The following is a 12,203-nucleotide window of genomic DNA, read 5'->3' as shown; positions in this document are numbered from 1 at the left end:
TAAAAAAATTTATTACTAAAAAAATCATACTACCTGTTGCAAATATTCTTTTAAAACTACTCGGTTTAACGAATGGATTTCCAATCAACAATCTGAAAGTCTAGGTCGTTCCCTTATATGGTGTTTATTAAATTTAAGAGACCTTTCTAAATAACCGAATTTAATTCTCTTACAGGGAATCATTCGAAAACGTTTTCAAACGATGTTACGCATTCGCTAAAAGTTTATCCAAAAGCTCTTCTTCGGATGATTCTTTAGAGTCCTCTAAACTACGCGATACAAAGAATAAAACTAATCCTATCATGAACATCGCAGTCCAGTATTTTTTCATAACAATCCTCCTTTTTTTACTAGTCCTAGGATTAATTCAATTTCCCTTTATCTATTTATGAATAGGGAATATTTTACTAAGACTAAATATTGTTTGATTTCTTACTATTTAAATTAACACTAATTTTTTATTATTTCAATAACTTTTATTCCTTTTTTTATAAAAAAGGAATAAAAGTACCTAATAAATATTTTCGGAATATTATATGGGCCTATATTTTTCATAGCAACTACTATTTCACCAACAGTGAAAATCATGATATTACCAATAACTGCAACTATAGAATCAGCAGGAAATGTAGTGGCCTATGTCAACGGACATAATCATGCTGGGAACTATGCTCTCAAAAACGACGTTCACTATGTTACTCTACAAGGAATGGTGAAAACCGAAGATAGTAACTCATATTCCATTGTCCAAGTTTATAAGGACCGTTTAGAAATAGACGGCTATGGCAGAGAGGAAGACCGCGTGTTAAAAATTGAAGATTAAAGTGACAAAGTTAAAGGCCTCTCGTTCAACAGGACGAGGGGCCTTTAACTTCCATCATTCGTGCATATGAAAAAAAGGGCAATTATGAGGTCGCTCTCCGTGAATTAATACCTGCATTATAAATTGTTTTCTTGCTCATGGGGAAAGATTTACCTAATAACCACGCAGTTCCTAAATTCAACTTCATACATCCTCCGTGGATGAGGGAAGAGGCTGGAATCTTCCCTGTATAATAATATCCTATTCTTAATCCTATTAAATTAATTTAACTTCAAAATTGATGTCGAATTATGTTGTATTTCTTCCTATTCTTTTCTAATATATAACTAAATTATTTTGCGGAATAAATAATTCAAAGAAGTGGGTGATTGTATGGCAGATATCATTCCCTTTAAATCCCGTGCTCAGTTAGAACAGGAACGCAAGAAGCAAGCTCAGGCCGAGTGGGAAGAATGGTTAGAATTTGAAGACTATTACTTAAGAGAAGCGGTTTTGAATAAGGAACCTACAGAAATGACGGAACAAGAAATAATTGAGGATGTTAAGCAGCGTCTTACTGAAGAAGAAATAAAAGATATTAAAGAGATTACCGGCTTGGCAAATATCGTTGGTACGTGAGCAATTGGCGGAGTAGCTTGTTCTGTCATCTGTGCTTATGCATTTTCGTATGCATGTTAATTGGGGGTCAATTTGTATTTTAAAACGATTGTTTTGGTCACTCAATAGTGTTATTGCAGGACTGGTGGTGGGGTATTCCTTATTTGCCCTCACCAACACCGACAATAAAGAGATCGCAACGGTATTTTTACTCTTAGGCATTTCTCACACCATTGTTAGTATCTGGGGGTATCGTCAGTTTGTCGGTAAAGGATTATTCTTTGTTAAATAAATAAACTGCTTCTTTGGCCTGGAAATTATTTTTGGAATTTCCTTTTTTTTCTTGATTTCAAGTTCCCCAAAAGGGGTGTAAGTTATTGTATTCCACTCGTCTCCCAATCCCGAGATTCCAAGGTAGAGTTCTCTCCATTCATCGGAAGTCACCTCCCCATTCTTTTTCTGGATACGGCATAGCTCTCGTTGCCTGCCCATATATCATTCGTTGTCAATGGAATTATAATTGGGTAGACTACATCGAGACTCGAGACTCATAGCGATATTGTTAGTTATCTACATTCAAGATATAGTTTATCCCCCACCGAAAATGGGTAGAGGTACTTAGATTTAAGGAAATAAAGTTAATACCAGTTTAGGGGGTGTCAATTTCCATGGAACACTATGAGTCCGTCCTACAACAAGAAGGAGAGCATATCGAAACCGAGTCCACTTGCAGATTAACCACACGATACTCGATTACTATTCCGAAGAGGATTAGGGAGACACTTGATTTAAAATCACATGAGGAAGTGTCCATCAGTTTTAGGAGTAAACCCAGTGAAGTCTTCATACAAAAAATACATCAGAATAATTCAGGAGAAAACACAATGGTAATGGATAGCAGAGGAGGTATACGGATCCCTGCTGAAGTCCAAAGGTTTCTGAACCTAAAGAAAGGAGATAAGTTTTCCCTTTTCATAATAAACAATGATAAATTAATGTTAAAAAAACGATAAGGTACTGCTATTATATAGAATAATATTTAACACTGGTGCCGATGATGTACCTAGAAAATAACTACTAAACGAGTGAGGGCTTATGGCAAACTATTTGGAGGCTGCTAAACACTATAAATTAACCTTGATGGAAGTCAGCATCCTGGTGCAATTGGATAAAAATTATCCCAAGGCGGTTACCATCGATCAACTTGGTGGTCATGAAACCATAAGGTGGAACATTAAAAGAAGTATGGAAAAGTTAAAATGGAAAGAGCTTGTCGAGGAATCGCCAGACGGATATCTGAGGAAACGAAAAATTGACTAATGCAGAAGAGACTAATCGATGTCTACCAAACCCAACAGTCTCTTTTTGTCTTCGATGACCCCCTACCCGCTCCTTCTTTGAAGAGGTTCTTTTTTTGAGTGGGAACTTTTCCTGGAAAGAACTTCGTTACACTCTGACTGCATATAATCCAGATCCGCTTCCAACTTCACCATTTTGGCCTCTAAAGTTCTAAAATAATAATCCAATTCTTTGATGATTTCCTCCATCTACAACCATCTCACTCTCCATAAAGATATAAAGGTCTATACTATCACATTATCCGTCATACTACTCTTCCCCCGGCATGCTGTCTCTCAGTCAGAAGGGGTTGGCGGAAAAATCTCGTCTTATTTGAGTACTTTTTAATCCTTCCCTATTCTTTTAAGAACTTCCACTTCCTAAATAGGTACTTTGACAATCCTTTACCATTTCTACAATAATATATCCTTCCCCTTGCCCTCTTAAACCCAATTTGCTCTGGAAGATTATGTCGAATTATGTTGTATGCCTGCCTATTTTATCCTATTATATAACTAAATTGATTTACGGAATAAATAATACTTAAAGAAGTGGGTGATTGTATGGCGGACATCATTCCCTTTAGATCCCGTGCACAACTAGAGTGGGAAGAATGGTTAGAATTTGAAGACCGGTTAAGGGAAGCGATTTTAAAAAATGATGAGAGAACGTCGGAGATGACGGAACAAGAAATAATTGAGGATGTTAAGCAGCGCCTTACTGATAAAGAAATACAAGGGGTTAAAGAGATTGCAGCATTGTTAGATCATAACCTTGGCAAAAAATAAAAAGAGGTTTTTGCTTTTCCCAAGAACGGGTATGTAATAATATCTGCTGGATGATGTAGGCTTGTACCACCATGCTTACATGTGCTAATTCCTTCATAGGATGTCGCACCTCTTACTTTGGCAACTACTCAATAGCTCATTACTATGGGTAGTTGTTTTTCTTTATTCTGTATATGTTGCGCTGTCTCATCAGTCGCTTAGGCTTGCTTCAATGTTGTATAATCAGAATAAAAGGTTTTAACTTCTTCAAAAATGAGGTATACTGAGAGTAGAAAATCATAAAACTAAAAAGACCGGTTGGTGCTGGTAACACCAAACGGCCTAAGTGTAACAGCCCTCCAAAGGGGCGACTCACAATTTTAAGTAACTACCTGGTAAAGTAACTACCCCAAAAAGCTCGTCAGGCTATAGGGTGGTTACTTTTTTTGATGAAAAGACAGTACAGCTACGATTAAAGATGCAAACGAAATACTGATGATTAGTGTCTCAAATACCGTCAATCCTATCACCCCCTTTCTTCAAAGGGAGTGAGTTCGCCACCCATGGAAGCCTTATTACACTGTAGCTAGTATACCAAAAAACATGATTAAATTGGGCATTATAGCTAAATCGAAAAAAAATAGACCCCGGAAAGTATTCCAGAGTCTATATGTTTAGCCTATATTTCAAATGCGGTAAAACTTCCCTCATCGGTAAAGTCTCTCACCTGCACCATCTTATCGGAAAACGCTTGGACGCTTTTACTGCTCGACCCGAGGAGAAGCGTCAACACGTGAAAACCTTTTTCTTCCTTCTGCTCATCCAAATACCGAAGAAACTCTTTGGAGATAGGGGCTTCCCCGTCTGTAACGAAGACAATATCCGCTTTCTTGAAGCTGCTGCTTTGGATGACTTCTGTTCCCTTCCTTAACGGAGCTTCAAAGTTCGTCCCGCCACCGAGAAAGTTTTCACAGACCTCTACCATATCATTTCCTTTGATTCTTCCCCTCTTGAAAATATATTTATAAGCACTACCTGAAAAGGGAATGAACGCAAAGTCACGATGCTGCTTCTTTGCAATGCTCATCAAAGCCAGGGCAAACCCTTTGGACTGTGTGTCCAAGTTCTTCATACTGCCTGATTGATCCAGACAGAGAATGATTGGTCCCTGTCCCAACGTGTCCTTCCCTTTGGTGTCATGCTGTCGTGTTCGACGTTGCGCAAACCGTCGTAGGAATTCCATTCGGGTGGATTCATTCTTATACAGGGCAAGCTCGGATGACAGTAACCTTTCCGGGTTGTTGCCCAAGGTCACGCCACTCCTGCTGGTTGTCCTATCATGCTTCGACTTTTGTTTTTTACGGGCTATCTGCTTGAAACGTCCCGCCCATTCTGCAATTTCTTTCATCTGTGCGTTGGCTGCCATATTATCAGCAAGTTCCAGTTGATCACGGAGGGGCATCTTCTTTAATTCGGCTTCCCCGCTTCCGGCTTTTGTACCGCCAATCAACGACTTCAGATTCTCTTTGGTATCTTTGGTGTCCTGTATTGCCTCTTCCATTGCCTGTTCAAAACTTCTTTCGCCCCCGGTCAATGCCTGTTCAATATGGCTATGCAGTTCCTCTAATTGCTGCTGCAAGTCCTTTTGGAGGTCCTGGTTTTCCTTCCCAGCCCCATGGTCTCGACGCTGTTTCTCCAGTTGGTTCTGCATGTGTTGGAGTTCCCTCATATGCTGATCGAGTGCTTCATTGTCTTCCCTCTGCTGTTCCAGCCATTCCCGAGTCTTCCTCCCGAACTGCACCGTGCCGATGGCCGATGAGAGGTCATCCAGGCGTGTGGTCTCCCGATAACGCTTAAAGTTCTCATCCTCCACGATTCGCTGCATGAAGGCATGATTCGTCTGAAATTCATCGGTCACTTCTTCCCTGTCTTTTAACTCGGGGTTCATTTTATACAGGGAACCCCAGATATCATTCAACAAAGCATGATAGGTCGGGAACGGGGTATCAAAGTCATTCAAATCCTGTAACCCCTGCGACATATCATAAAGCTTCTGGAATCTCCGTCTGTCGAACTTATCACTATTAATCACCGCCTCCTGTCCGTTCCACGTTTGATTCTTCATGGTACCCTCCTTTTGAATAAAGAAAAATGCCAAAGTCTATCACTTCGGCATTTCTCCCCGTTTCCTTATGATTTTATCTTTCGATTGGCTCCAACACCGAATTGGTCAGTTCATCTAAATTTCTTTTTAACTCTTCATGGGCTGCTTCCAACTCATCCCCTCTCTCGGGATACTTGGTTTTCAGGTTAGAGATTTCATTCGCCAGTGACTTCATTTTCTGTGTGGCTTCCAGCACGTACTCGGTAGAAGAATCCTTGTCTCTGCCATCCATAATGTCTTTGGCATCTTCGGCTACCGCCTCCAACGCATGAGCGACCGCATCCTGCGCATGATGACGGACAATGTCTCTCACTTGTTCCCGCTGATCCGCATTTTCCCAGAGTGCATGTTCCAGAAACAGAATATCTTTTACTTCAACGATTTGTCGCTGTTCAATCAACGCCTTCGCCTGCAGAGCAGAATAGGAACGCTGCAACCGCCTGTCGGACGGGTGTATCCCTTCGTCCTTCAGCTCTTCCCAGATATCTGCCAATGTTTCATAGACATTTTCGGGGATATCCACCATTTCACGGAGAAACTGCAGGCCTTCCAATTCTTCCAGCGTTATCGTAGGCATGTTCTGCCCTTTTCCCGTTCCTTTCATCATGGAAATCAGGTTTTGGCGATCTTTGATGTAATCCACTTCGAAACGGAGAAGAAACCGATCGAATAACGCCTCCAGCCCTTCATCTTCTTCCGGATACTCGTTGCTTGCACCGACTAAGGTCATGAGTGGCATGGCCATCTCATCGGGGCCGTTTTCGAATGTCCGTTCATTGATCGCTTTCAGCAGGGAATTCAGGATTTCCGAGCTGCCCTTGAATATCTCATCTAGGAATACCAGATGTGCTTCGGGCATTTTGGAAGCTGTATTATGCCTGTAGATGCCCTGTTCCATCTCTTTCAGCATGATGCCGCCGAACACTTCATCCGGTGTCGTGTACTTGGTCAGCAGCCATTGAAAATAGCTCGCTCCCTCTATCATGTTGGATAGTTCATTGGACAGAGCGCTTTTGGCTGTACCCGGCGGGCCAACGAGCAAGAGATGTTCTTTGGCCAGCAGAGCCACAAGCATCCCTTCAATCTGGGTTTCCCGTTCCAGATACTTTGTGTTCAATGCATGCTTTATTTCTTTTAACTTTTCCAGGTTATTTGACATATAAATCGATCCTTTCTTATATCTTAAGTAATGACCTGTTTCTACTTATTGGTTTTCTTACCGGCCCCCGTAAGGAGACCATTTTTTTATTTATCCAGCAAGTGTGGCTTACCCTCTACTCCATTCCCTTGAGGAGTTGGTTCATCTCCGAACGAATCATCAGGATGGTCTCCTCCATCTGTTCAGACTGCTCCTGCACAATCGATTTATAATTTCGGTAGTTTTTTATGACGGTATTGGCTTCATCGACCAATTCCTTGACCTGTCCTTTTTTCAGTCCCTCTCGGTTTCGGCAGCCTTCTAAAACGGATTGCAGATGCTCCGCCAGTTTGTCATTTACCATCTGACGGTTATCCGTGGTATCAATCACCGGAATCTTGTAGCCTTCACTGTTTTCCAGAGAAGAGATGAAACGTACCAGACTGGATAAGTCCACCGTCTTGGAGGATGGGACAAAGTAGATGCCTCCATTCTTCCGTACCGGTGTAGGTGCGAGGGATTGTAGGATTTTACTTACCATGACCCGGATTTGCTGGGCTGCATAATGGTTTTTATAAACATCGAATTTCCTTTCCGCTTCCTGACACAGCGCCTGTGCTGCTTCTTGATGTGCGACCAAGGCAATCCTATCCTGTTTCTTATCCAATGTGATGATGGCCGCCTCTGCGTCATAGGACAGACGCTTCCCATGCTGATCCACGCTTTCGATGACCAGATTCCGCTGGACGGTCGTGGCATCCGAAAAGACTTCCCGTACCAGAACGTTTTCATACACATCCGGATTAGTGGTGGTCTTCCGCTGTTCCAGTTCCTTGGTCGCACGGCGGAAAGCGTCCGGAGAGCGAATGGCTTTCGGCATCCAGCATAAGTCCAATCCAGCCTCGTTCAGCTTTCGTTCCAGCTCGTCCGTTTGGATTAATTGCTTTCCCACGCTGTACCACATTAAATGACCTAAAAGATCCGAATGTTTACTTTTAACGACTGCAAGATTAGCCAACTCCGCCATTATTAAACACTCCTTCATCAGAAAAGATTTTTAACAAGTAAAGGAACGTATTTCCCTCAACTTATAGCAAAAGTTGAACAAAAATACGTTCCTAAACCGCCCTATTATTCAGCTTTCATATTTTCTCTGTGCTTTCCTCTTCCTAGCTTGAAGCTTCCCTTCCGTTATTAAAGGAAAGTTTGTTGAGAATACTCACCTTAATTCCTGAAATGACGGGAATACGATAAAGGTTTTTACCAGCTTCAAATCCACTGGCGAAGTAAGTGACTTTCTCTTTATTATAGCTGACCCCAGAATCTTCCAACATTTGGCTCAGTTCCTTATTCTCATCTTTCAGTCTTTTCGTTTCTGTTCTATAGCATTCATTTTCTTCTATGAGTTCCTCCATAATTAGGGAGGGCATTTTTTCAATAAGGGTATCCAGTTCAATAGTTAGTTGAGGCATCAGACTATACCACCCCTTACTCCAATTTTCACCATCAATATCATAGTGATAAACGTGCACAACCCCTGTGTGTCTATCGATAGAGACCTTCTTATTTCCTTGGTCCCAAGTATTAAGGGAAGGGAATTGTTGAAATACCAAGATGTACGAATCTTTTTCTTCCGTCACTGCTGCATCTTTATAAAATAGATTTCTATCTTTTACCCCGATGGCATAAAGTCTTATTAATTCTACATTGAATTTGTCTTCCAATAGTTGTTGAATATGTTCCATTCGCCTATTTCTCCTCCTTTTATCGATCACTTTTTCTTCCACTTTGGAAATAAAGAAAGCACCTTCCTTTTCTTGTTCTGTGATGGAAAGATGCTTTCAGGGATTTTTATTTATGTGCTCATCTAGTACTCTCGCGGCAGCATTGCCACACAAGTGATATTAGCATCTGTCTCTTCCAATACCAGCCATATATTCTCCGGCAGGGACAGCAACAATCTCTCTAGGACATTGCCATCCCCGTCGGTTACCAGTGTGGTTCCTTTCTGTTTATGGAAAGCGATAAAACAGCTTATTTCCGCATGCTTTACTGCCGTCTTTATCATCTCCACCATGTTTTCATGGCTGATGACTTCTCCTTCCCTTAGATAGTTTTCCAGTTCTGGAGTAACTGCCACCAGGAAATCCTTCACCATTCCATTCTCCCCCTTTTATCCTGCGTACACGTGCATCTCCCTGTATTGCTCCACAATGTCATGGAAGTTGTCATCCGCCCAATCCTCGAAGCAGCCGTTGTCACAGAAATAGACTTCCGCCTGTTCATCGAATAGGGCATCGTCTAAACTGGTTTGAGCATCACAGATTTCGCAGGTAATCAATTCATTTTTAACTTTCATGGTATCGTTCTCCTTTCCGTTTACTTTTATGGGTAGAAGCTGTCTAAACAAAAAGAAAGACACTCCGGGGACCGGCGTCTCCAGAATGTCTTTTCATCGTTCCTATTCATGTACCTTTTACATATAGCCTTTTTCTTTCAGACTGACGAATTTCCGGTCTCCCAGTATCACGTGATCCAGCACCTCAATCCCAATGGTTTTCCCCGACTCCGTCAATTTGCGAGTGATATGAATATCCTCCTGTGAGGGAGACGGAGTTCCACTTGGATGGTTGTGAGCCACGATGACGGAGGAAGCCGAACACTTCACCGCCTCACGGAAAAGTTCTCTTGGGTGAACGACCGAAGCATTCAGGCTGCCTATGAAAATCGTTTTTTTATGCGTGACCTCATTTTTGGTGTTCAGCATCAAAGCCACGAAGTGCTCCTGTTTGTACTGGCGCATTTCCTCCATGAGATAGTCGGCTGCATCTTCAGGTGTGCGAATCACGGTTCCATGCCTGTTCTCTGTCTGGGTGTATCGCTTACTCAACAGCATTGCCGCATGGAGCGTCAGCGCCTGATTATGCGTCAACCCTTCCGCTTCCAATTCATGGACGGTCATTTCAGCCAGACTGCGTATGGAATGCTCACTCAGCTTGAGGACCGTTTCCCTGGAAGCGAATGGTCCGAGCACCACCGAAAGAATGTCATACGTGCTGATCAGCCCGTGCTCCCCAATGGATTCATACGTTGCCACTGCTTCTCTCGCTTTTTCTATCACGCTCATATTATCTCCTTTCCATGCAAGACAGGAACCAGATGGCACCCGTCTTGCATGCCATCTGATTGTATGCCTTGATGGAAGGCTTATTTTAAGATATAATTTCTGTATTCAACTATTTTATTTCTTTCGTGACGTAAATCTTTGCGTCACTTTTTTTGTGCCCAATTTGGAAAGGCGCTGTTCCTCCCATCCCAACTTGTTTAGATTGGCTTTGGAGATGTTCAGCATCTCCCACGGGTCAATGCCTTCCATGGCCATTTCCCCTGCCAGCTCTTTCAAGCGCTGCCGATCAAACTTCCAAGAAACAGATTCATAGAAGTCCCAGACTTCCTCGCCCGTATCGATTCCCCCATGATCTTTTACATAGGATTTCAATACCGCTTTCATCTGTTTCAGCGCTGCTTCCAACCGGTTGATTTCATTCGCCAGTTGAACAGCCTCTTCATGCGTTTGCAATTCCTCTTCTTGTAGTTTTAATGCTGTACTCACTTCACTTCCACTCCTTTATTCATGTTTTGAAAAGAACCAATGCCCCGGAATTCCACTTCTTTCATGGAGATCAAGAGAAAGATCTGATAAGCCTCTTTAAGACTTAATTTCCGGACCTCTTTTTCACCGGATAGGTGGAAATACTGCTTTCCCTTCCGAACCAGGAACTGGTTCTTGTTATCCTCACCGGCAAATGCGATGAACACCTTCTTCTGCTTTTTGAACCATGCATATGACATGGACATCCTTCCTTTCCAATAGATTTTTTATATTAAAAAAGCCCATTAGCTCCCGTGGGATCTAATCAGCTTCTTTAATCAGTGTATATAAAGTTACTTTTTGAATGGAGAAAGTCCTATTCTTCCTCCCGGGTCAACACATGAAAATGAGATTGAAGGAACTCATCCAGATGCATATGTTGCTCACCAGCCAGTACGATGAAGTCATCTATGGGTATGATGCCTTTAACCCTCTTGATGTCTAAGGAACGCTCGATGGTATGCATTTTCTGCGCACTGCGTTCACCGACTACAACCAGCATCATTTCCCCTTGTTTAATCGGATACACATCCTTTTTAGCACTGCTGGCGCACACTACTTCTGCCAGCAACGGGGTCTCTTGTTTTACTCGCTCCTTGTACTGTTTCCATTCCTTTCGTAGATCTCTTTCACTTCGGAATCGAATGTAAGACTCCTGATATCCCATTTGTTTTCCACTCCTTTTCAGTTGATTTTTATATATAAAAAAAGCCGACCAATCCCCGGAGGAATCAATCGACTTTTTTATCCGCATGAAAAAAAGCATTGCAAGTAGCAATACTCCTTTTTACGATATCTTGATATGATATTCATTGTGTATTTATCGTGTTCGATAACATACTGCCTTTTTACGTGTTATTATCACCAAAACCAAAGGCCAGAGATGCTTTATGCCGAATCTCCTTCTTAAAGAAGGCCTGACGACTGCTGCACAGGATGCAGGTTGAATACTTAATAATATACTGATAGCTTACTGAAATAGTTTAAAATTGTCAATATAAACCATTCAATTCAATTTAGACTCAGCAGGAATCCCCTTATCCTGCTCTAACTTGCTATATAATAAATAACTTTAATATATTATTAAAGAGAAAAAAAGTCTTTTTTTATCTCGTTAGAACTTTTGTTAGTGTTTAAAAGAAGAAAGCTGTGTATTTTATCCTTATCATTGTTCTCAATAAGCGTTTTAAATTTATTTATAAGCCCTTCATAGTCCTCAAAATATTGACTATCATATTCTATATTATTATATATTTTTAAATACTCTTGGTAATCACTTACAGCCATCTTATCTTCAATTTGTTTTAGGACATCTTTCCATTTTATTATTCGTTTTGAATGTATTCTTTTTTTAACAGCAACTTCTTTTTCCTCTTCCTCTTCAATCTGCTTAATAAATTGCTCTATTTCTAATTTAAATTGGAATAGCTCACTCTTTTTTCTATTATTTAAATTTGGTAGTACCTCAGTATTATAATAAGCATAACGTAACTTTCGAAAAGGAACCTTCCCTTGCTGATGTTTATTTTCATTATATTTTTTGAAGGACTCAACACCTTGTAGCACAACTGGAGCCGCAACTCTCCAATTATCTTTAACTAAATTTTTTGCTTTCGGCCCATAGTATTTAACTGCACCAAGAATCGGTTTGACTGGTATTTTAGCCATATTATCACCCTTAATTAGTTAATTAACTATATTTTACCAACTCTTACCATGAATAG

18 protein-coding genes are annotated in these 12,203 nt (G+C 41.1%); 5 read left to right on the top strand and 13 right to left on the bottom strand.

Annotated elements, in window-relative coordinates; genetic code table 11:
* Nucleotides 1–205: 205 nt before the first annotated feature.
* On the bottom strand, nucleotides 206–331 hold the full coding sequence (locus tag ACFODW_RS04660; protein WP_390303684.1) for a hypothetical protein: 126 nt from the start codon (nucleotides 329–331) through the stop codon (nucleotides 206–208).
* 255 nt (nucleotides 332–586) lie between these two features.
* On the opposite strand from ACFODW_RS04660, the gene ACFODW_RS04655 reads away from it, so the two are divergent.
* A complete protein-coding gene (locus tag ACFODW_RS04655; protein ID WP_390303681.1) occupies nucleotides 587–823 on the top strand; it encodes a hypothetical protein in 237 nt (78 codons plus the stop codon).
* Nucleotides 824–1,195: 372 nt separating this feature from the next.
* Entirely contained in the window at nucleotides 1,196–1,441 is a 246-nt protein-coding gene (locus tag ACFODW_RS04650) for a hypothetical protein (RefSeq protein ID WP_390303678.1), read from the top strand.
* A 234-nt stretch (nucleotides 1,442–1,675) separates the two neighbouring features.
* Here the strand turns inward: ACFODW_RS04650 and ACFODW_RS04645 are convergent, their stop codons facing one another.
* Complete coding sequence (locus tag ACFODW_RS04645; RefSeq protein ID WP_390303675.1) at nucleotides 1,676–1,864, bottom strand: hypothetical protein; 189 nt, start codon at nucleotides 1,862–1,864, stop codon at nucleotides 1,676–1,678.
* A 224-nt stretch (nucleotides 1,865–2,088) separates the two neighbouring features.
* Between ACFODW_RS04645 and ACFODW_RS04640 the strand changes: the two genes are divergently transcribed.
* From ACFODW_RS04640 to ACFODW_RS04630, 3 genes are all read left to right on the top strand, one after another.
* A complete protein-coding gene (locus ACFODW_RS04640) occupies nucleotides 2,089–2,433 on the top strand; it encodes an AbrB/MazE/SpoVT family DNA-binding domain-containing protein (RefSeq protein WP_390303672.1) in 345 nt (114 codons plus the stop codon).
* 82 nt (nucleotides 2,434–2,515) lie between these two features.
* Nucleotides 2,516–2,740: a hypothetical protein gene (locus ACFODW_RS04635; protein ID WP_390303669.1), complete on the top strand. Its 225-nt coding sequence runs from the start codon at nucleotides 2,516–2,518 to the stop codon at nucleotides 2,738–2,740.
* A 581-nt stretch (nucleotides 2,741–3,321) separates the two neighbouring features.
* Nucleotides 3,322–3,546, top strand: a complete 225-nt coding sequence (locus ACFODW_RS04630) for a hypothetical protein (protein WP_390303666.1) — start codon at nucleotides 3,322–3,324, stop codon at nucleotides 3,544–3,546.
* Nucleotides 3,547–4,204: 658 nt separating this feature from the next.
* On the opposite strand, the gene ACFODW_RS04625 is transcribed toward ACFODW_RS04630, so the two are convergent.
* The 11 genes from ACFODW_RS04625 to ACFODW_RS04575 all read right to left on the bottom strand — a co-directional run bounded on the left by ACFODW_RS04625 (nucleotide 4,205) and on the right by ACFODW_RS04575 (nucleotide 12,147).
* Entirely contained in the window at nucleotides 4,205–5,650 is a 1,446-nt protein-coding gene (locus tag ACFODW_RS04625; protein WP_390303663.1) for a vWA domain-containing protein, read from the bottom strand.
* Nucleotides 5,651–5,723: 73 nt separating this feature from the next.
* Nucleotides 5,724–6,848 (bottom strand): AAA family ATPase, encoded by a 1,125-nt coding sequence (locus tag ACFODW_RS04620; protein ID WP_390303660.1) that lies wholly within the window; start codon nucleotides 6,846–6,848, stop codon nucleotides 5,724–5,726.
* A gap of 115 nt (nucleotides 6,849–6,963) precedes the next feature.
* A complete protein-coding gene (locus tag ACFODW_RS04615) occupies nucleotides 6,964–7,854 on the bottom strand; it encodes a DUF6744 family protein (RefSeq protein WP_390303657.1) in 891 nt (296 codons plus the stop codon).
* A 142-nt stretch (nucleotides 7,855–7,996) separates the two neighbouring features.
* Nucleotides 7,997–8,572 carry a hypothetical protein gene (locus tag ACFODW_RS04610; protein WP_390303655.1) on the bottom strand — a complete coding sequence of 192 codons (576 nt, stop codon included), beginning with the start codon at nucleotides 8,570–8,572 and terminating at the stop codon, nucleotides 7,997–7,999.
* A gap of 122 nt (nucleotides 8,573–8,694) precedes the next feature.
* Nucleotides 8,695–8,985, bottom strand: a complete 291-nt coding sequence (locus ACFODW_RS04605; protein ID WP_390303652.1) for a hypothetical protein — start codon at nucleotides 8,983–8,985, stop codon at nucleotides 8,695–8,697.
* A 15-nt stretch (nucleotides 8,986–9,000) separates the two neighbouring features.
* A complete protein-coding gene (locus tag ACFODW_RS04600; RefSeq protein ID WP_390303649.1) occupies nucleotides 9,001–9,186 on the bottom strand; it encodes a hypothetical protein in 186 nt (61 codons plus the stop codon).
* 117 nt (nucleotides 9,187–9,303) lie between these two features.
* Nucleotides 9,304–9,954 (bottom strand): RadC family protein, encoded by a 651-nt coding sequence (gene radC, locus ACFODW_RS04595; RefSeq protein ID WP_390303646.1) that lies wholly within the window; start codon nucleotides 9,952–9,954, stop codon nucleotides 9,304–9,306.
* Nucleotides 9,955–10,068: 114 nt separating this feature from the next.
* Complete coding sequence (locus ACFODW_RS04590; protein WP_390303643.1) at nucleotides 10,069–10,440, bottom strand: hypothetical protein; 372 nt, start codon at nucleotides 10,438–10,440, stop codon at nucleotides 10,069–10,071.
* Nucleotides 10,437–10,679, bottom strand: a complete 243-nt coding sequence (locus ACFODW_RS04585) for a hypothetical protein (protein ID WP_390303640.1) — start codon at nucleotides 10,677–10,679, stop codon at nucleotides 10,437–10,439. Before ACFODW_RS04585 ends, ACFODW_RS04590 begins: the two co-directional genes overlap by 4 nt.
* A gap of 116 nt (nucleotides 10,680–10,795) precedes the next feature.
* A complete protein-coding gene (locus tag ACFODW_RS04580) occupies nucleotides 10,796–11,146 on the bottom strand; it encodes a hypothetical protein (RefSeq protein WP_390303637.1) in 351 nt (116 codons plus the stop codon).
* 416 nt (nucleotides 11,147–11,562) lie between these two features.
* A complete protein-coding gene (locus ACFODW_RS04575) occupies nucleotides 11,563–12,147 on the bottom strand; it encodes a hypothetical protein (protein ID WP_390303634.1) in 585 nt (194 codons plus the stop codon).
* Between the last annotated feature and the right edge of the window lie 56 nt (nucleotides 12,148–12,203).

It is taken from the genome of Virgibacillus sediminis, assembly GCF_042643265.1.
In the GTDB taxonomy this organism is placed as follows: domain Bacteria; phylum Bacillota; class Bacilli; order Bacillales; family Amphibacillaceae; genus Virgibacillus_O; species Virgibacillus_O sediminis.
Note: the sequence above shows the minus strand (reverse complement) of the source record. Positions and strands in the feature narration are given on the sequence as shown.